Below are 19,379 nucleotides of genomic sequence, written 5' to 3' on the forward strand. Positions count from 1 at the left end.
CAGTAAGGCCGGGTGATCCCGGCCTTATACGTTTAGCGGTGGTTCAGCCGTCGCGACAGCCGGTCACCGCACAACTGAAGCAACGTCACCAGCGCGACCAGCACCACAATCACTGTCACCATCACCTGCATATCAAACCGCTGATAACCATAACGATACGCCAGATCCCCCAATCCTCCTGCACCGATGGCACCGGCCATCGCTGACGCGTTAATCATCGTCACCAGCGTGATGGTAAAACCGCTGACGATGCCTGGCCGCGCTTCCGGCAGCAGCACATGCCAGATAATATGCCAGCGATGAAATCCCATGGCCTGCGCCGCTTCGGTCAGCCCTTTATCAACTTCACGCAGGCTGACCTCCGCAATACGGGCAAAAAACGGGGTAGCCGCCAGGGTGAGCGGTACGACGGCTGCCCAGACGCCATAGGTGGTTCCCACAATCCAGCGGGTAAAGGGAATTAACGCCACCATCAGGATCAGAAATGGGATGGATCGAAAGAGGTTAACCGCCCAGCCCAGCACCCGATTAAGTAGCGGGCTGGGAAAAAGAGCGCCGCGTCCGCTGACCACCAGAATTACCGCCATTGGTAAGCCCAGCGCGAGCGCGAGCGCAGAGGAGACGCCTACCATCAGCAGCGTATCCAGAAAGGCGACCCATAAACGTTCAATAGCCGGTGACATAACCTAATACCTCCAGTCGATCGGCGATGTGCGCCAGCTGAGTTGTCACGGATTGCGCCTCGTGTCGGGCATCCAGCAGGAGCAACAACTGGCCGGTGGGTTTGCTGTCAACCCACTCGATAGCGCTGTAAATCAGGGTGATTTCGCCCGCGATCTCTGCACTCAGCGCACCGATATCAGGTTGTGCACCCTGCCCGGTGTAGCGTAACCGCACCAACAGACGGGATTGATGATGTTGCCGGTGGACAGTCAGGCGTGTGCCGACCGACTCTGGCAGAGCCTGGTGATTCGGGTTCAGCAGCTGGCGCGTCGTCTCCTGCTGCGGGTCGCTATAAACCTGCCAGACCGGGCCGCGCTCAATAATTTCACCCTGATCGATTACCGCAACGTTGTGGCAGAGGTCATGAACGACGTCCATCTCATGGGTGATCAGCACAATGGTAATATGGCGTTGCTGATTGATCTTTTTAAGCAGCGCCAGAATTGAGCGTGTCGTCTCGGGGTCGAGTGCTGATGTCGCTTCATCGCACAGCAGCAGTTCCGGATCGTGGACCAGCGCACGTGCAATACCGACGCGCTGTTTCTGTCCACCGGAAAGCTGTGCGGGCCAGGCGTGTTGCCGCGCCTCCAGCCCGACCAGCGCCAGCAGCTCATCCACTTTGCGCGCCCGCACGGCAGCAGGCACGCCTGCCACTTTTAGCGGTAGCTCAATATTCTGCCGTACGGTTTTGGCCGACAGCAGATTGAAGTGCTGGAAAATCATGCCGGTGCTGCGCCGCCATTCGACCAGCTGCCGCGCGTTAAGCGCGCTGATATCGATGCCATCGATCACGATGCGTCCGGCAGTCGGTTCTTCCAGACGATTAAGGCAGCGGATGAGCGTAGATTTTCCCGCGCCGCTGCGGCCAATGATGCCGAATATTTCTCCGCGATGGATCCCGAGATTAATATTGCGCAGTGCATCCACAGACTGGCCGGGATAGCGTTTACTTAATGCTTCAATGATGACGTGTGAGGCACCGCTGGTATGGCGCGTAGCGGCATCGGACAATGCCGACGTCTCAGGGATGCTCAGACTGACCATGATTACTGGCTCCAGCCTGGCTGATAGAGTTTGCCATAGAAACTGTCGAGGCTGGCACGGACTACCGGAGAGTGCTGATAGATATCAACAAACTTCGCCAGTCGCGGATCGTCCTGATGACCCTGACGGATTACGAACTGAATGACATATTCCGGGTGCTCCAGCCCGTCGAACAGCAGTGCCTTATTGGGATCAATCGTTTTTGCCAGACGCAGATAGTGTGGATAGCCCTGCGCCAGGTCGACTTCTTCAAGCGAGCGCGAGAGCTGTACCGCTTCCACTTCGATAATTTTCAGCTTTTTAGGGTTACTGACGATGTCATTAATGGTTGCTTTCAGTCCCACACCCGGTTTGAGCGTAATCAGCCCCGCCTTCTGCAGCAGCAATAATCCGCGTGCGCCATTAATTGGATCGTTGGCGATAGCAACGGTGCCGCCTTCGGGAACCTGATCAATCGCGCTGTGTTTTTTGGAATAAAGACCAATGTTATTGATGATGGCTGGCGCATAAGCGACCAGGTGGAAGCCGCCGGACTGATTAGCATTCTCCAGAAAAGGCTTGTGCTGGAACAGATTGACGTCGATATCGCCATTTTCTACGCTGACATTCGGCGCAGTCCAGTCGGTAAATTCGACCAGTTCAACATCCAGGCCCTGCTTTTTTGCTTCGGCAACGGCGGTCTCCAGCGGCGGGGCAAACGCGGCGGTGGTACCCACTTTGAGCGGTCCGGAATAGGTTGCTGCGGTCGCAGCGGCGCTGAGAGTCAGCAGCAGGCCGCCCAGGGCGGCGCGTAGTGTTTTTGAGCGTGTCATGATGATTCCTTGAGGTTAAATAGATCAATGAGGTCAGTTGGGATGACGCCAGCGAGCCGCCGGGTGACGTTCGGGCAGGCGATCCTGCTGGAAAATTTTGTGGCGTAGTGAACCGGGCTGATAAGCCGTTTTATAGCGCCCGCGCTGCTGGAGTTCAGGTACAACTAAATCGATAAAGTCGCGGTAGCTCTGCGGGTTCAGAATGCGGGTCAGATTAAAGCCGTCAATGTCGCCTTCATCCATCCAGTGCAGCAGCGCGTCCGCGACCTGCGCGGGATTACCAATTATGAGTGGATAGCGACTGCCCATCGCATGCTGCTCCAGCAGGCGGCGACGAGTCCAGCCGCTGTAGGCTTTACTGACCGATTCAATAGCCCGGGTCTCCCCGCTGATAATGGGCTCGTCGAGCTTAAAGGCGGCCAGATCGAGCCCAATGGAACTGGAGAAATGGGCAATCCCCGCTTCCGGGCTGGCATATTCAAGATAACTGCGGTGTTTCTCCTGTGCTTCACGCTCTGTCGGGGCGACGATGACCCCGACCCCCATAAAAATGCGCAAATCATCTGCACGTCGACCTGCTTCAACTGCGGCCTGTCGCAGCCGCTGTGTCTGCTCTCGCATTGCTGTGGGTGTCGCTGCATTAACAAAAGTGCACTCGGCATGACGCGCAGCAAACTGAATCCCGCGTGCAGAGGTGCCGGCCTGAAACAGTAACGGCGTACGCTGGGGTGACGGACTGCTGAGGTGATAGCCTTCAACCTGATAAAATTCACCCTGATGCCTGACCGGATGAATTTTCGTGGCGTCTGCGTAAAGACGATTCGGGCGATCGACAACCAGCGCATCATCCTGCCAGCTTCCTTCCCAAAGCTGATAACTGACATCGAGAAACTCATCTGCCTGTGCATAGCGCTCATCGTGTGCCAGCAGCTGTTTGTTTCCCATGGCACGGGCGGCGCTGTCCAGGTAGCCGGTGACGATGTTCCAGCCTATCCGTCCCTGAGTCAGATGGTCGAGTGTGGAAAGACGGCGGGCAAAAGGAAACGGTGCTTCATAACTGAGATTCGCGGTCACGGCGAAGCCAAGATGCTGCGTGACGCCCGCCATAGCCGAAACCAGCATCAGCGGATCGTTGACCGGTAACTGAATCGACTCGCGTGCCGTTAGCGTAATACCCTGCTGATAAACGTCATAGACGCCCAGAATATCCGCAATAAAGAGTCCATCGAACAGTCCGCGTTCCAGCAGGCGTGCCAGATCAGTCCAGTAGGCCAGCGTATTGAACTCGGTTGAACGGTCTTCCGGGTGCGTTCACATGCCGTGATGAATATGGCCGACACAATTCATGTTAAACGCGTTGAGCAGAACCTGTTTCTGAGTCATAGCGTGCCCCGGCGCGGTGGCAGCACGCCATTGAGCAGGTAATTCCCTATCGCGGGATATTTCCAGCGTACCGGATCGTGCAGGGTATGGGTGCGCGCGTTACGCCAGTGGCGATCAAGGTTATATTCACGCAAGCTGGCGCGTGAACCGCCCAGTTCAAACAGCAAATTAGCCGCTTCCAGTGAGACTTCTGTGGTCCAGGCACGCGCTCTGGCCACCTCCACCGAGGCCAGCGCCACCGTTGCGGCGTCAGACTGTTGTTGCGCGGCGTCAATGACTGCGCCTGCCTCGGCTAACAGGGCGTCACCGGCGCTCAGTCGCGCCGCCAGACGTCCGATGCGATCGAGCGTTAAGGGGTCATCAGTGGCACGCGTTACCCCGCTGTCGGGCCAGGGCCGGGCACGCTGGCGCAGAAAGTCGAGCATGTCGTTAAATGCGGCGCGTGCAATTCCCTGATCGATAGCGGCGTGCATAATCTGCGCAAAAGGGCCGACGGTCGTTGGCCGTTCAAATGCTGTCTGAAACGGCACCACATCTGCAGCATCCACCGTGACGTTTTCGAAGAGGACACTGCCGCTGCCTGTGGTGCGCTGACCAAACCCGCTCCAGTCATCAATAACGGTCACACCCGCCTGATGACGTGGTACAAATACCAGTTGCTCTTTATCCTCTTCATCGCGCGCAGCCGTGGGAATGCGGTCAGCAAACAGCGCACCGGTAGCGTAGAACTTGCTGCCGTTGAGAATATTGCACCGAATCTGCGTGGTCCGCTGATGTGCGGCACGGGAGGAGAACTCTGCCAGCGCATTGCCCAGATGTACGCCTGTCAGGACTTCCCGATACAACCGTTGTTTTTGTGATTCACTGCCGTTAACGCGCAGCACTTCCAGCGCGTAGTAGTGATTTTGCGGAACCTGACCAATCGCTGCATCAGCCTCGCTGATTAGCGTGATCACAGAGACGAGTGTGGCAGTTGATACGGCAATGCCTCCATACGCCTGCGGCACGGTAATCGCCCCTAATCCTGATTGAAACAGGGTCTGCAGAGCGGAATGCGGCAGTTCACGTTCACGATCTCGCGCTGCGGCCCCCTCACGGAACCGCTGCGCCAGGTGCGCAGCCACTTCCAGCGCATGCTGCTCGCTGCGAATACGGGAAGCGTGCTGTTTGGGCTGAACCTGACTCATTCTTTCTCCTTAAATCCATGCATGACGCGCGGGGTAGATCGCATTGAGGTAGTAATTGCCGATAGCGTGTGTTTTCCAGCGCACCGGGTCGTGCAGCGTGTGAGTGCGCGCATTGCGCCAGTGGCGATCCAGCCCATGCTGCAGGAGCGTGGCGCGACTGCCGCCCCACTCCAGCAGTTTTTCACTGGCACGCAGCGCAATATCGGTGGTCAGCACTTTGGCTTCCGCTACCGCAATAGAGGCGGCTGCGCTGTTTTCCGCTGTCAGTGCCTGCTGATCGAGTGAATCAAGCACCTTTGCGGCCCGGCGCAGTAAGGCATTTGCGGCGCTCAGTTCAGTACTGATACGACCGATGTCAGCAAGGATGTAGGGATCGTCAGCGTTGCGCTCCACGCCTGCGTCCACCCAGGGACGTGAGCTGCTGCGGACAAACTCCAGCGCATCATCCAGCGCGCCCTGGGCGATACCGGCATCAATCGCCGCCTGAATCAGCTGCGAGACAGCACCGCGCAAGGTCGGTTTTTCTGCTGGCGGCAAGGGGACAAGCAATGCAGGATCTACGGCAACCCGATCAAGCCTTACTGTGCCGCTGGCCGTGGTACGCTGACCCATGCCAGACCAGTCATCAATAATCTCTACGCCGTTGGCAGGCAGCGGGATAAAAGCCATTGCAGGCTGGTCACCCTGCTGCAGAGCGGTGGTCACCAGAATGTCTGCGAACAATGCACCGGTAGAATAGAATTTCTCTCCGGTCAGATGGTGCTCCAGACCGTCATTGACCAGCCGTGCCTGAATGTCCCGCGTATGGCGGGTGTTCTTCTCGGGGCCCCCATTGCCCAGTCGTTTGCCACTGACCACCGCCTGCAGCAATGTTGTCTGTTGTAGCGAGTTGCCTTCGCCAAGAATGAACTGAATCAGACCAAAGTGATTTTGCGGAATCTGGCCCAGAGAGGGATCGCTGGCTGAGATGATGCGGAATACCTCCGCCACTGTCTGAAAATCCAGTCCCCCACCACCAAAGCGGCGTGGAACACTGATGCTGCCCAGTCCGAGCCGGGTAAACTTGTCGAGAAGGTCGCGGGGGTAAAGTCGTTGCTGATCGCGTTCGATGGCACCAGGTTTCGCCTGTTCAGCCAGCGAATGGGCAGCCTGAATAGCCTGATCGCGTCGGGTAATGACGGCTGCCAGGCAAGTTTCGGGAGGATCTGAGATGAGTTTCATAGCGCTTCCGGAAAAAGAGACAGCGTCAAAGCAGACTGGCTGATATTGAGCGCGTCACATTTATTTACGATGAAAGCGATAATAGGCAGTTGGTCAGAACGAAGTAAATAGCGTGGTTATTACAATATTCGCAAAGCTAATTCACAATATAGCTTTGGTTTTTTCAGGGGGTTCTGGCTGGTACTATAAAAAATAAAAAATATTTTTTTGACCATAACAATCAGCCCCTGAAATATTCAGAGGCTGATATTAAAAAAGTCGGTACTAATGTGAAAGAATATTACTTGCTCACTGGCTCTGGCATAGCTGAAGAGTGATGGGTTGAGATTTTCCAGCCCTTGCCATCCCAGACGTAAGTGAAGGTATAACGTGCAGTGACGTGCGTATTATCTTTGAAGGTAAAGGTATAAACGCCGGCATCAATCGCTTTATTACAGCCAATCCGGATAGTGCGGGAATCAATTTTACCGCTCGGACCTTTTTTCAGGAAGTCTTTGAAATAATCAATGCGTTCCTGGTCTGTCAGGCGCACATGGTTTGAAATAGTTGGCAGCAGCACGGCATCGCTGACATATAATTCAGAGACTTTAGTAGCATCGCCGGTTGCCAGCGTATTATTCCAGGTATCAAACAGGCTGGCTACATCCTGCTCAGACGCTTTGACACAGCTAACCGGCTGTTGTGCCAGTGTAATAGCCGGCGCGCAGGAAAGACCTAAAAGACACAGCGATAATAAACTTTTTTTCATGAAAAAATCCTCTTTTTACCCTGATGAATGCCGGCGTTACAGGTTTACAACAGACGCCGGCATAAAAATGTGCATAATTAGTGGGTTCTCAATGACCCCAATATCATCCGATTCATTATTAATCTGCTTCGGTCAGTAAATTAACTGTCCGTCTCGTTTTGATTAAAAGCGGATAAAAGGGTGACACTGCTACTCATATTGACGAGTGCAGGATACCGACTTGCGATTACTGGGTGATATTTAAATCTTTAAAATATTAATATTTAGTTTTTTATTCTGGCGTATGGCCTCTGAACGCTTCCTGATAGTGGGAGTGAGCGGTTTTCTGGCCGGGCGATAAAGGAAATAGCAGGAAAATCTGGTCAATTTAGACGCTGACAATATATAATGTTTATTCGCTGCCGGAACGTGAATGTCATTTGGGATCTTTTCTGGTTTATGTTCAAGCGAGCTTCGTGTTTGATCATTCATAAACTATTAATGCGCGTCTTATCAATTCAGGCTGAGGGAAATCACTACTACTGTTATTTGGGTGAATAATTTTATTAAGCGGAAGCTGAGAAGGTTTATTCAGATGTCTGATTCAAATCTCATGCTCTGCACAGCCTGTATCCTTCAGCAATCCTGGCCGGTAGATGCGTGGTCAGGATGACACCCTACCCCACACGATTCTGCGCCAGACCGGTCGGCAAAGATCTTGCCGAAAGACTAAGGATTTATAACTTCGTATAATTGTTCTTATACGAAGTCATGACACAGGAAAATTGACGGGTTATGATAATGGGCAGCAAAGATGAAGCTGCAAAATGGCAACGCTACGTAAATTCTGACCGGTAATCCCCCTGCTGAATTATCAGAATTCACGTAGCGCGATCATCGCGTTTTCTGATTATTAAGTGAGCAAAGATGAGTGAGATAGTGCCGTTAACCCGTCTGACGGTGACCCGGAACAGTGATATCACCGAACGGCTCAGACAGTTCGTCCAGGACAAAGAGGCCTTTTCCCCTAATACCTGGCGACAGCTGCTTAGCGTCATGCGAATCTGCAATCAGTGGTCAGAAGATAACCAGCGTACTTTTCTGCCGATGAGCGCAGAGGATTTGCGTGACTATCTCTCTTTTCTGGCTGAAAGCGGACGGGCATCTTCGACCGTCACGTCCCATGCAGCGTTAATTTCGATGTTACACCGTAACGCCGGGTTGCCTGTACCCAATGTTTCTCCGCTGGTTTTCCGTACCATGAAGAAGATTAACCGGGTTGCCGTTGTGAATGGCGAGCGTGCAGGCCAGGCCGTGCCCTTCAGGCTGACAGACCTGATGGTGCTGGATAAACAGTGGTCAGGTTCTGACAATCTCCAGGTGCTTCGTGATCTGGCTTTTTTGCATGTCGCCTATGCAACGCTACTGCGTATCAGTGAACTGTCACGGTTGCGGGTGCGTGATGTGATGCGTGCCGGTGATGGTCGTATCATTCTGGATGTGGCGTGGACAAAAACGATTGTGCAGACTGGCGGATTGATCAAGGCGCTCAGCGCTCATTCAACCCGGCGACTTGAAGAGTGGCTCGAGGCGACCGGCCTTTCCAGTCAGCCTGATGCCTGGCTGTTCAATGCAGTACACCGCTCAGGCCGGGTACTGATTACAGAAAAACCGATGAGCACCCGGGCACTGGAACAGATTTTTAATCGTGCCTGGCGAACGGCTGGAAAAGGTAGCGCAATAAAGGCTAACAAGAATCGCTATACCGGCTGGAGTGGCCACAGTGCAAGGGTGGGCGCAGCTCAGGATATGGCTGATAAAGGCTACCCTGTCGCCCGTATCATGCAGGAAGGCACATGGAAAAAACCGGAGACATTGATGCGTTATATCCGTCATGTGGATGCGCATAAAGGCGCTATGGTCGAGTTCATGGAACAATATGCGGAACCCGATATTCCCGGCTGATGGCTTTATAAAGCGCGAGTTTGATCGGTTTTCAGGCCAGAGTTATCCACAGAAAAAGTGGACAGCCTGTGTGTAAGCCGGTACGGATTATCGCTGTTGTATGTCTGTGTCAGGTTCAGGCGGCTGATTTCATTGCTTTCTTGGTGCTGCCATACCACCTGCTGCGAATCTGTCTCTGAGACAGCAGCTGCCAGTTTAAAAGGAATGGCCGAAACGCGCGGTGTGCCAGGCGAGATTAACCAACGCCCTTCACTAATGTTTCTGATTTATCACTGTCAGCAACAGGACGATCGCATGACTATCCGCTGCGTCGCTGATAAATCAGCATCGCAACGGATAGCATCGCGGTGCTTATTGTTACTGCGCGAAGCCTTTCTGTTTATCACAGCTTCCGTGGCAGCCGCGACAACCCCTATTTTCCTCTGTGAGCATAACCGGTATTGCCTGCACCCTGTTTCCCGCTTTACGCAGTGTCAGCAGGATGATTCCATTCAGCACCAGCACACTTATCAGGCAGACTGCACTGAATGCAGGATGCTCGTTAAACGTGACGGTCTGATAAAAGAGTGTCGCCATGGTATAGGCGATATTAAGCCCCCAGAAGAATGAGAACATCATCCATTTTTTCCCGGCCTCTCGCGCGATCGCACCCATTACTGAGACACAGGGAACGTAGAGCAGGACAAAGATTAAGTAGCTGTAAGCGGCAAAGCCGCTGCCAAACTTGGCTGACATCACGCCCATCGAACCGGATGCCATCTCACCATCGCCTTTACTGGCATCGATGGGATGGGCCAGCGCATCAATTCTGAATGCAGCCGTCAGGCCCGCCCAGGTCTCTGTCAGCGCCTCTTTCAATTCGTCCGCCAGGTTAAAAGCCTGCGGATCAAATACGCTGCTTTGAATCGCCTCAGTGGTGTAAAGGCTGTTAAGCGTACCGACCACGACCTCTTTTGCCATAATGCCGCTCACCAGCCCCACTGTCGCCTGCCAGTTATCCTGCGTCACCCCGATTGGCAGAAGCACAGGCGTGATGGCTTTACTGGTCGCCGCCAGCGCAGAGTGGTTTATGTCATCAACCAGCTGGCCATTGAATGCAAAGCTGCTCAGCACACCAATCAGCATACTCACCAGGATGATGACCTGACCGGCACGCACCACAAACATTTTCAGCCGTTGCCAGGTCTGTAGCAGCAGGCTTTTAAGATGAGGCCGGTGATAGACCGGCAACTCCATGATAAAAGGCGAAGCTTCGCCACCCAGCAGGGTATGCTTGAGCACCAGTCCGGTCGCAATCGCCACTGCAATGCCCAGCAGATAGAGAGAGAAGACCAGGCTGGAGCTGTGAGCATCGAAGAATGCCGCGGCGAACACCGCAAAGATTGCCAGCCGCGCGCCGCAGGACATAAAAGGCGCTATCAGAACTGTAAGCAGACGCTCACGCGGCGTGTCCAGCGTCCTCGTACCCATTACCGCCGGCACATTACAGCCAAAGCCGACAATCAGCGGCACAAAAGATTTTCCCGGCAGGCCCAGTGACTGCATCAGCCGATCCATCACAAAGGCGGCACGCGCCATATAACCTGAATCCTCAAGGAGAGAGAGGAATAGGAACATCAGGCCAATCTGTGGAATGATTGGCAGTACGGTATTGATTCCGGCGCCGAGTCCCTGCGCCAGAAAAACCGTCAGCCAGGCCGGGAAGTGACAGACATATCCCAGCCATTGTGCGCCATGAATGAATATCGCCACCGAACTGCCGTCGAACAGCGGCTGAAGCGCGGCACCAATGTTAATTGAGAGCACAAACATCACATACATCACTGCCAGGAATATCGGAATGCCCAGCCAGCGGTCCAGCACAATGTTATCAATCTGGCGGGTAAGACTGGCCGGGATGGCCTGATGAATGTTACTGACGGCTGCGCAGACCGCGTTAATGGCACGATAGCGATAATCGGCAATCTGTACGCCCGTATCGTCACCCGCCCGATGCATAATCTCAGGCAGGGATGGAAGCAGTTCCGGGCAAAGTTTCTGGCTGTTAATATCGCCTTCCAGCAACTGCAATGCCAGCCAGTATCTTTTCTGCGGAGCCAGCGTCGCGGACATCTGCAGGCTGAGCTGCTCAATCGCAGTTTCAATCGCAGCCGGATATTGCACCCTTTCCGGAGCGCGATAAATATGCGGCTGGTCAATCAGTGCTTTTAGCTGAGCGATACCGTCGCCTTTGGTTGAGGTCAGTGAAACCACCGGACATCCCAGGCGGGCTGACAGCGCTGCGGCATCAATAGTGATGTTCTGGCTTGCGGCAATATCCTGCATGTTCAGGGCGACAATACAGGGTACGCCGAGCTCAAGCAGCTGAAAGGTCAGGAACAGGTTACTTTCCAGACGGGAGGCATCAACGACGTTAATCACCACATCGGCGTGATCCTGAAAGAGATACTGACAGGCGATGCTCTCATCAATCGAGCTTTCAGCGGATAGCGTAGTCAGCGAGCGAGTGCCAGGCAGATCGATGAGCCGGACGTCAGACTGTGCAGTAAAGAACTGGCCCTCTTTACGTTCAACCGTGACGCCAGCCCAGTTACCGACCCGCTGGCGGGCACCGGTCAGCTGATTAAACAGCGTGGTTTTGCCGGTGTTGGGATTGCCTATCAACCCGATGGTGATCTTTTTCATCAGACGATCTCCTCCAGAATGATGTCGGCCAGATCACGCTGCCGCACCGCCAGGCTGACACGGCGGGTACGAATCTGAACCGGATCGCCCATAGGTGCCACGCGAATAACCTCCACCACTGCCCCAGGCAGCATGCCCATTGTCAGTAATTTCTGCCGCCAGGCGGAATTTACCGATGGCTGATAACCTAGAATCCGGTAAGTGCTACCCATGTTAATTGCCATACCACGCTCTGCCTCTGAGTAAGAAGCACTCATTCTATAAATGATAAGCGTTTCGGTTTTTGATCTGGCTTCATGCAGACAGTGGAAAAGCGCTCTGAATGGCTTTCGTTTAGGAAACAGAGAACATCTTTCTGTAACCTGGTATCACGCGATACAGGCGATGTTTGTGATGTCTCCCGTCGTCAGTTTTTGGCTTTGGGCAGCGATAATCCGGACAGTGATTTGTTCCGCGAATGCAGAGGTTATTCATCCGTTGAAAAGGGCAACAAACCTTACGGCAACCTGATTGTCGTAAGTTGTCCAAAATCCAGAAGGCTTATATGAAACAAATTACTGTTACTGACCTCCAGCAACTCAGCGAGGAGGCTGCGAAATCCCCTCGCTTGCGAGTCAATCGTAATTTACACCCTGAATTGAGCGAGCCGGTACAGCGGCTGGCCATCGCTATGGAGCCGGGCACTTATGTCCGCCCTCACCGACATCCGCATACTTTTGAATTGCTGACCTCGCTCTGTGGCCGGTTTCAGGTGTTACATTTTGATGAAAATGGTTATGTGACCCAACGGGTGGAGTTAGGAGATGGGTGCAAGGTCATGGAGACGGAAGCAGGCACCTGGCATGCAGTGTTATCGATGGATAAAGGTGGCGTTATTTTTGAGGTTAAACACGGGGGTTACCAGCCTGTAACTGAACAAGACTCAGCGCCATGGGCACCTGCCGAAAATGAGCCGGGTGCTGGGGAGCTAATGGAATGGTATGCTCGCGCACAAGTAGGGGATTCTTTTACCCGATAATTATAGTTTTACGCGGAGTAAACGGTATCGCCAGCGATGCTGTTTTGCCGCTTTATCCTGTCCTGACTGAATATCTTTCCTGATGTCTTTTTACTCAAACTCTGGTGTGGCGGCATACACTGTTTTAATCAGTAAAGAATTTTCAAAGGTGGAGGATTTCTGCCGTAAAAAATATTAATACTTCAGGAGTTCTGTTAATACCAACATGGACAAATGCCGCTATTACATCAAAACCATGCGCATTAAATAAGTGAAATATTTACTCGTTATAAATGATCAATCTCCAGGCCCGCCTGAAGGCACATCAGGCGGTAAACGTTCTGATTCTTATAGAAAAGTAATCACTGACTCCGTTACTTAGATAAAGGAGTAACAGGAGAATCACCATGCGCAGTATAATTTATTTTACAAATCAGTAATGATATAAACAAAAGATTTTTTATAATATGAAAATATAAACTTTTATGTATGCCACTTCTGACGGGTTTTGCATGAATCCATCTTAACTCTTATCAAGTCAATCAAACAAAATCCATTTACGATTTATTTTTAACTTTCTTTTGATAATGATAATTGACATTCAGAGCAGCTACAACCCCAGTACTTTTTGCTAAAATCCCCCTGCATTACTGATTAAATTATACAGACATAAAAGGATGTTAAAATGCGTGAATTGAACGTGTCAGAAGTGATTACCGTAAGTGGTGCCGACATCGGTTACTCGAAACTTCTTAGCTTGTGGAATGATGCGGGTCTGAACTCGCAAGGCTATTTTAACTATGACCGTGCCGCTAAAAGTATTAATGCACTGGGTTTTGCCAGCGCAACAGAGAATAAAGACTGGAATAACTCATCCATTGGTGAGGCTGGCTGGATGCTTAATAGCGCGGGCGAAAAAGTAACATGGTTCAACAACGGTGTCTTTATGGCTTTCCAGATTGGCTGATTTAAAGCGGCTAACACGGTTACTTAGCCAGACGTAACTGTGATCGATAAAAGGTTTCTGAAACTATCCAGATTCAGAAACCTTTTTTATCTTTAATACTCACCTGTGAGGGACTATCAGACCCGCTAGGTGGCATGTAAAACATGTCTCAGTTTACAAACCGGTCTCAGAGTTCAGGTATGACAAATATGTCATAACGAAATTACGCACAATAGCCATACCTGCCTGAGTGAACCCAGGTGCAAAGCATCTGCTTCTCATTTATTCCAGGCGTTACGGTCCCGCATTTTTAAAATCCGAAAAGAAGATAACAGGATTTTTAGTTACATCATTCAATTTTGCTGTAAAGAACCATTACGGCCCTTCGGGCCGTGCCGGGCGGCTTGTCAATGAGCACTCGGATTTTCAGAACGGCTCGGTTAGATTTGGCCAAAAACGTGCACATTTTATAGGAAGATCTCCTGTTCAGATACCCACACATTAGTGTGTTGTAACTAATTTATATCAGTCTCAGGACTGATTCAGCACAATTTTATAAGTTGTGAATGCACTGTCGCATCAGATGTTAAGCCTTGACGTTTTTGTCTTCGCTATCTTGCCGGACAGGCTTCGTGAATATTTATTACTTACCCTGGAATAATCAATCGGGAACATACATATAAAAATGGCAGTAGCCCGGCTTCAGGTTACTGCCATAACAGTGGTAAAGACAGGTTACTTCAGAACACGGACAGTTTTCACATCAATTTCAACGCTGTTCCAGTCTTTATCGACTTCGCCTTCTATGCGGACTTTGTCAGCCGGTGACAATGATTGTCCCATCCAGCGCTTGTCGTCGATATCGACGTAAATCGTTCCAGTGGCATCTTTAAATTCATAAAGTTCATGACCAATCTGTCGGATGATATTGCCTTCAAGAACGACCCATGCGTCGTCACGTAGTGTTTTAGCCTGAGCCACTGAAGCGACACCCGGTGTCGGGCCTTTAAAACCGCCCTGTGAAGAACCCTGCCCTGTCGGATTAATAAATCCTTCCTGCGCAGAAACACTCAGACTCATACCTGCTAATAACACCGCCAACATAATCTTTTTCATATTTTTATCTCCGTTAAATTTCCAGGGTAATTTACATCCCACATCTTAACGGGATCTTAAGAAGTTTTATTGTCTGCACGTGTTTTAAAAATGTCATCCGTAAGGTGCACGCACCATAGAACCATCAAAATAATAATCGAAGTTGAATCTATGTTAACCACCAACAAAGTATAACAATAATTTAAAACCTTCTTATTGGGAATAACCTATTTAACAATGTATGTAATATGGCAATACCAATAAATAAAATCTACTTATTTCCGCACGAATTACTTAGCTCACCTGCATGTTGATAGCTATCATTTTCTGGCATAGATATATCCCAGTATTAAATTATTCTGTATCGCAGCTTTGCTCATGAAGTATTTTTCAATGTTTATAACCACTCGATTGAGTGGTTTTTTTTATGCCTCATTTCAGCAAGTTAACTTAAACCTGTTACGCTGATTATACATGCCCCGATTGCAGGGAGGGCTTTTCTGGCACAACGGGGATAGGGAGTGGTGACAGGTAGAGACTGCTCATCTGAGCAAGTAGCTATCTGTGTTTTATAACATTGCAATACTTTTAAAAATGGTGTTGTGACTAATAACGAAAGAGGCAGAGATCATCAAAACGTTTTCAGGCTCACATAGTGAGCCTGAAAATAGTGGGATATCAGTTCAGTCTCTGAGCATCTGCCTCAGCTTCTTTTAAATCCATTTTTGCAGATTCAAGCTTCAGCTTCTTCTCTTCTACCCTTGTCGTTTTTTTCCTGATTTTATCACTACGTCCATCGGCTTTGGCTTCAGCCAGTTCCTGCTGTGCTTCCTGAAGTTCAAGTTCCGCTTTTTTGACTTTCATCTCACGTTTACTGACATCATGAGAGGCACGCATTGCCTGACGCTCATCAGTACAATAAGTTTCAATTTTGTTACGCGCAATATTGAGCCGTGCAACTTCTGCACTATTTCCATGGATTCTAGCCATTTCGCTTTTAGCTGAAATATCTGCCAGTTGATCTTTGCAGGAATCAGTTGCAGCGAACACGGTTAATGGTAAAGCAAAAAAAATAAAAGCGATAACTGTGGTTTTCATAGCCATATTAAATCCTTGTTAAATTACACCATTCAGAATGATATTGCCGGTTGAATATAGAGAAAAGGAAAACAGCCACAACATAAAATTTGAAACATCAAATTATCCTGTCATTAAGGAGCTGTTGTTAAATCATTGGTTAGCACTTGATAACATCCTTCATGCATATGACTTCTGCAAACCCGAAAAGTGCAATGAGTTTATTTGAATAACTTAGCTTTTAAACAATGCGTAATTCTTAACCCTCTTCTGAACAACCTGTGAAATGATCCAGATCATTTTTTTATGCATTCGTAGCCGTACTCCCAGATTGTTATCATGTCGTTTAACAAACACAGCTAATAATGCCGCATCTTCTTAAAGAACAACGACTGGAAAGTAAAATGACCTCTTTCAATCATGGCAGAAAATTCGCCTTCGCTTTCGTGATGATGGCTTCAGTTATGTCTATTTCCGCCTGCTCTGGCAATTATGTCATCTCGACCAATGACGGCCACATGATAACGACGCAGGGTAAACCCATCAGAGATAAAGAAACCGGCATGCTCTCCTATAGAGATGCAGACGGAAACATACATCAGTTGCAGCAGCGCGATGTTAAAGAAATGGTGCAAAAGTAAATCGCTTTTAGCAACGATCCTGATTAACCTCCTGAAAATCTCCTGATGTGGAAGAAATAAGCAATGAAAATTTCCTTAATTAGCCTTGGCTTACTGCTGTGTGTCTCTTCGTCTGCAATGGCCATTGGCCTGAATGCTGAACAAGGTAAAAACACCTCTGCACTGGATGCTGAAATTGGTCGTTCATCCGGCGGACTCTATCTGGACAGCCAGTGGATTAAAAATACGGCAGATGGTGTGCAGATTGGTCAGGCGGGTACAGGCTATAACCTGGAAATTGGTCCGGTGATGCTGACCGCTGGCGTTAAAGCGACTTACATCGGTGGCAAAAAAGGGGATAACGGCGTCGCGTTTCCTGTCGGCGGCGGTGTGAAACTCAATCTGCCTGCCGATTTTGCGATTTACGGTGAAGGGTATTCCGCGCCGGAACAGCTGACCAACAGCGTTAAGAATTTTGTGGAAGCAAATGCTGGCGTCAGCTGGTCACCTCTGGGTCCATTGGTTTTAAAAGTGGGCTACCGTTACGCGGGTGTCGACGGTAAAGATGGACGTCCGGGTCATACGCTGATCGATGGTCCCTACATCGGTGGCGGTCTGACATTTTAATGTCGGATGACAATTTCTTCTTTGCCAGTGAGTAAGCCCATTCAGATAACCAGACTGGCATCCTTACTGAACAACTTGCCTGAACGCTGGCGGGTATTGCTGAGAAACAGATGATGAAATCTCTAATGCTGATGTTATTCACTCTTTGTCTGACCGGATGCGTGCAATACAAATGGGTTAAGCCCGATGCATCTGAGCAGCAGGAAACCGTAGCGGAAACAGCCTGTCAGGCTCAGGCGCTGCGGGATTTACCGCCTGATAATATCGTCAGCGGTAAATACACCTCGAAAGACAGTAAATATAAAACGACTGATACCGACTACTCAACCAGTGATGCCAATGAAAGTCAGCGCGAGATACTGGTGAAAGATTGCATGTTTAAAAAAGGCTGGCAACAGATTGAGGTTCAGCAATAGCAGTCTACGAGGCCAGGTCAAAACCTGGCCTTTTCCTGTGAGTTTTACTTGTTCCGCTCAGCGTTTATTTCTGCATCATCTTTATGCTGCGCAGAACGCTGACGCCGGCAACGCTCTGAGCAATACAAAACTTCATTCCAGCACTTCTCCCACTTTTTACGCCATGACATCGGTTTGTTACAGGTTTTACAGTAACGAACCGGTAATGACTTTTTATTGCCTTTAAACACTTCAGACCTCTGCAGAAGTAATCATCGCGCTGACGTTAACGCATCTGTTGTCAAGTGTAGCTTAGCCTGCGGTAATTCCTCCCCATCTTTGCGATAGCTACGTGCATAGTGTTCAGAACAGGTAATGCCGATGCCTGCCCTTGCCCGCCCCTGAACGGATTTATAATGCGAATTTATCGTTAGCAACTATTTAAACTTGCGTTGCTCTTTGAATCCTGAGAATGAGCCCTGCGTAAGTATGAATCCACAGGGTTAATTACATCAGGCAACAGTCCAGCGCCGTTCATACCCGCACTCGTCACGCCGGTTATTGATTACTCTGTTCATCTATGCGTTACGTGGTGGATTTGAAAAAAGAAGAGGTTGTCAAACCACTTATCAAACTGGTCGGGATTGTGCAACTAAACGCTGGATTTAATGCAACTTAAGCATAATTCTGGAGAAAAATGGCATCCAGGCTTGAATCCATAGTATGTCGTGGGCTTATTAGCTGCAGACGCTGAATGAACAAAGGGTAATTATTACCGTAAATAATCATTTTAATGGCAGCAGGCAGGCGATGATTCTGCTTAACCCGGATCCCGCTGTGTGAGTGCACGGCACATTTCACGCATATTTAAACCAACCGGCAGAAAATTTTGCAGCGCTGTTATGCGTCATGTTACGTTCCTGAAAACAGAGGGCTGTATAAATAAATTAAGTTATTATCATGAACTTACCACTATGATTCTGAATCAGCTTTTCTGACAATAAATTAGCGAAATAATTCATAGCAGGATCTTTACAGCGAAATTACGCACAGCATCAATGCTCTGAGCGGTAGCTGCGTGTGAGCTTTGCAGCTGACATTATCCTCTTTCTCAGGACAAGCATGCGAATAGCGAAGCGACTCCGCTACCACTGCAGAAAAACCAGCACGATTAATCCATAGCCCTGCTAAATTACCCCCCGCGTCTCAGGTGATACGGGTTTTAGCCATTTTGAGTGAAGCGAGTAAAAAAATGGCATAAATTTACTTTTGTTTAACCAGCATGCGTTAAATAGAGTTTCAACTCTCTCAGAAACAGATTAATATGTTAAGGTTGAACTATTGGTTCTGTATTATGATTCTTCGAAGGCAAGCATTTTAAAAAAAGCAGGTCCGACGAAAAGCATCAGCGTGAACCCGCTCTGTATTTTATTATCTGAACATGACTATGGTGACTTTGATGAGTGACACTCTCAACAGCTTGAATAATATCCGTACCCTCCGCGCAAATGCTCGCGAGCTTGACCTTGCTGCCCTGGAAGAAATGCTGGAAAAACTGTCGGTTGTGGTCAGTGAGCGACGTGAAGAAGCTCAGGCTTCTGAAGCGGCTAATCGTGAAAAAGCTGAGAAGCTGGCAAAATATCGTGAATTACTGTTGCAGGAAGGTATCGACCCTAACGAACTGTTAAATGGTATGCCGACTGCGCCCGCTGAGAAGAAAAAACGTGCGCCTCGTCCGGCTAAATATCAGTATACCGATGAGAATGGTGACGTTAAGCAGTGGACAGGTCAGGGCCGTACCCCTTCGGCGATTAAATCAGCCATCGATGCAGGTAAATCGCTGGATGATTTCCTGATCTAATTCAGGATGCCTGG

The 19,379-nt window shown here is 49.9% G+C and carries 18 protein-coding genes and 1 pseudogene; 7 read left to right on the forward strand and 12 right to left on the reverse strand.

The annotated features are described in order from the left end of the window. Window positions 1-32 precede the first annotated feature (32 nt). The 7 genes and pseudogenes from AC6I8C_RS21735 to AC6I8C_RS21765 form a co-directional block, all read right to left on the reverse strand. The gene (locus AC6I8C_RS21735) at window positions 33-683 is read right to left on the reverse strand and encodes a methionine ABC transporter permease (protein ID WP_497823848.1); all 651 of its coding nucleotides are present in this window, start codon (window positions 681-683) and stop codon (window positions 33-35) included. Then, a complete protein-coding gene (locus AC6I8C_RS21740) occupies window positions 667-1,767 on the reverse strand; it encodes a methionine ABC transporter ATP-binding protein (protein WP_497823849.1) in 1,101 nt (366 codons plus the stop codon). Before AC6I8C_RS21740 ends, AC6I8C_RS21735 begins: the two co-directional genes overlap by 17 nt. Before the next feature lie 2 nt (window positions 1,768-1,769). After that, on the reverse strand, window positions 1,770-2,579 hold the full coding sequence (locus tag AC6I8C_RS21745; RefSeq protein ID WP_497823850.1) for a MetQ/NlpA family ABC transporter substrate-binding protein: 810 nt from the start codon (window positions 2,577-2,579) through the stop codon (window positions 1,770-1,772). Window positions 2,580-2,612: 33 nt separating this feature from the next. Further along, window positions 2,613-3,962: pseudogene (locus tag AC6I8C_RS21750) on the reverse strand (LLM class flavin-dependent oxidoreductase). Continuing rightward, window positions 3,959-5,149, reverse strand: coding sequence for an SfnB family sulfur acquisition oxidoreductase (locus AC6I8C_RS21755; protein WP_497823851.1), 1,191 nt, complete (start codon window positions 5,147-5,149; stop codon window positions 3,959-3,961). The pseudogene AC6I8C_RS21750 and the gene AC6I8C_RS21755 overlap by 4 nt, the downstream one beginning before the upstream one ends. Window positions 5,150-5,158: 9 nt before the next feature. Continuing rightward, complete coding sequence (locus tag AC6I8C_RS21760; protein WP_497823852.1) at window positions 5,159-6,370, reverse strand: SfnB family sulfur acquisition oxidoreductase; 1,212 nt, start codon at window positions 6,368-6,370, stop codon at window positions 5,159-5,161. Between the two features lie 280 nt (window positions 6,371-6,650). After that, window positions 6,651-7,118, reverse strand: coding sequence for an SgcJ/EcaC family oxidoreductase (locus AC6I8C_RS21765; RefSeq protein WP_033785285.1), 468 nt, complete (start codon window positions 7,116-7,118; stop codon window positions 6,651-6,653). Between the two features lie 906 nt (window positions 7,119-8,024). Between AC6I8C_RS21765 and AC6I8C_RS21770 the strand changes: the two genes are divergently transcribed. Next, window positions 8,025-9,062, forward strand: a complete 1,038-nt coding sequence (locus AC6I8C_RS21770) for a tyrosine-type recombinase/integrase (protein ID WP_497823853.1) — start codon at window positions 8,025-8,027, stop codon at window positions 9,060-9,062. Between the two features lie 357 nt (window positions 9,063-9,419). Here the strand turns inward: AC6I8C_RS21770 and feoB are convergent, their stop codons facing one another. Then, window positions 9,420-11,747: a Fe(2+) transporter permease subunit FeoB gene (feoB, locus tag AC6I8C_RS21775; protein ID WP_497823854.1), complete on the reverse strand. Its 2,328-nt coding sequence runs from the start codon at window positions 11,745-11,747 to the stop codon at window positions 9,420-9,422. Continuing rightward, the gene (locus AC6I8C_RS21780; RefSeq protein ID WP_013356535.1) at window positions 11,747-11,971 is read right to left on the reverse strand and encodes a FeoA domain-containing protein; all 225 of its coding nucleotides are present in this window, start codon (window positions 11,969-11,971) and stop codon (window positions 11,747-11,749) included. The genes feoB and AC6I8C_RS21780 overlap by 1 nt, the downstream gene beginning before the upstream one ends. 320 nt (window positions 11,972-12,291) lie before the next feature. Between AC6I8C_RS21780 and AC6I8C_RS21785 the strand changes: the two genes are divergently transcribed. Beyond that, window positions 12,292-12,765: a WbuC family cupin fold metalloprotein gene (locus AC6I8C_RS21785; protein WP_497823855.1), complete on the forward strand. Its 474-nt coding sequence runs from the start codon at window positions 12,292-12,294 to the stop codon at window positions 12,763-12,765. 664 nt (window positions 12,766-13,429) lie between these two features. Beyond that, window positions 13,430-13,711 (forward strand): hypothetical protein, encoded by a 282-nt coding sequence (locus tag AC6I8C_RS21790; RefSeq protein ID WP_497823856.1) that lies wholly within the window; start codon window positions 13,430-13,432, stop codon window positions 13,709-13,711. A gap of 714 nt (window positions 13,712-14,425) precedes the next feature. On the opposite strand, the gene AC6I8C_RS21795 is transcribed toward AC6I8C_RS21790, so the two are convergent. Together AC6I8C_RS21795 and AC6I8C_RS21800 are read right to left on the reverse strand one after the other, a co-directional pair. Continuing rightward, a complete protein-coding gene (locus AC6I8C_RS21795; RefSeq protein WP_497823857.1) occupies window positions 14,426-14,806 on the reverse strand; it encodes a YgiW/YdeI family stress tolerance OB fold protein in 381 nt (126 codons plus the stop codon). A 657-nt stretch (window positions 14,807-15,463) separates the two neighbouring features. Continuing rightward, window positions 15,464-15,889: a DUF1090 family protein gene (locus tag AC6I8C_RS21800; RefSeq protein WP_497823858.1), complete on the reverse strand. Its 426-nt coding sequence runs from the start codon at window positions 15,887-15,889 to the stop codon at window positions 15,464-15,466. A 377-nt stretch (window positions 15,890-16,266) separates the two neighbouring features. Here AC6I8C_RS21800 and AC6I8C_RS21805 point away from each other — a divergent pair, with 377 nt between their 5' ends. The 3 genes from AC6I8C_RS21805 to AC6I8C_RS21815 all read left to right on the forward strand — a co-directional run bounded on the left by AC6I8C_RS21805 (window position 16,267) and on the right by AC6I8C_RS21815 (window position 17,525). After that, the gene (locus AC6I8C_RS21805; RefSeq protein WP_497823859.1) at window positions 16,267-16,503 is read left to right on the forward strand and encodes a YgdI/YgdR family lipoprotein; all 237 of its coding nucleotides are present in this window, start codon (window positions 16,267-16,269) and stop codon (window positions 16,501-16,503) included. A gap of 63 nt (window positions 16,504-16,566) precedes the next feature. Next, complete coding sequence (locus AC6I8C_RS21810) at window positions 16,567-17,109, forward strand: YfaZ family outer membrane protein (protein ID WP_497823860.1); 543 nt, start codon at window positions 16,567-16,569, stop codon at window positions 17,107-17,109. A gap of 110 nt (window positions 17,110-17,219) precedes the next feature. Further along, the gene (locus AC6I8C_RS21815) at window positions 17,220-17,525 is read left to right on the forward strand and encodes a hypothetical protein (RefSeq protein ID WP_497823861.1); all 306 of its coding nucleotides are present in this window, start codon (window positions 17,220-17,222) and stop codon (window positions 17,523-17,525) included. A 44-nt stretch (window positions 17,526-17,569) separates the two neighbouring features. Here the strand turns inward: AC6I8C_RS21815 and AC6I8C_RS21820 are convergent, their stop codons facing one another. Continuing rightward, the gene (locus AC6I8C_RS21820; protein ID WP_135911148.1) at window positions 17,570-17,755 is read right to left on the reverse strand and encodes a DUF2256 domain-containing protein; all 186 of its coding nucleotides are present in this window, start codon (window positions 17,753-17,755) and stop codon (window positions 17,570-17,572) included. A gap of 1,208 nt (window positions 17,756-18,963) precedes the next feature. On the opposite strand from AC6I8C_RS21820, the gene AC6I8C_RS21825 reads away from it, so the two are divergent. Continuing rightward, window positions 18,964-19,365, forward strand: coding sequence for an H-NS family histone-like protein (locus AC6I8C_RS21825; RefSeq protein WP_098049800.1), 402 nt, complete (start codon window positions 18,964-18,966; stop codon window positions 19,363-19,365). Window positions 19,366-19,379 lie beyond the last annotated feature (14 nt).

The sequence above is a fragment of the Pantoea sp. X-Soil-YNGN-844 genome (genome assembly GCF_059730595.1).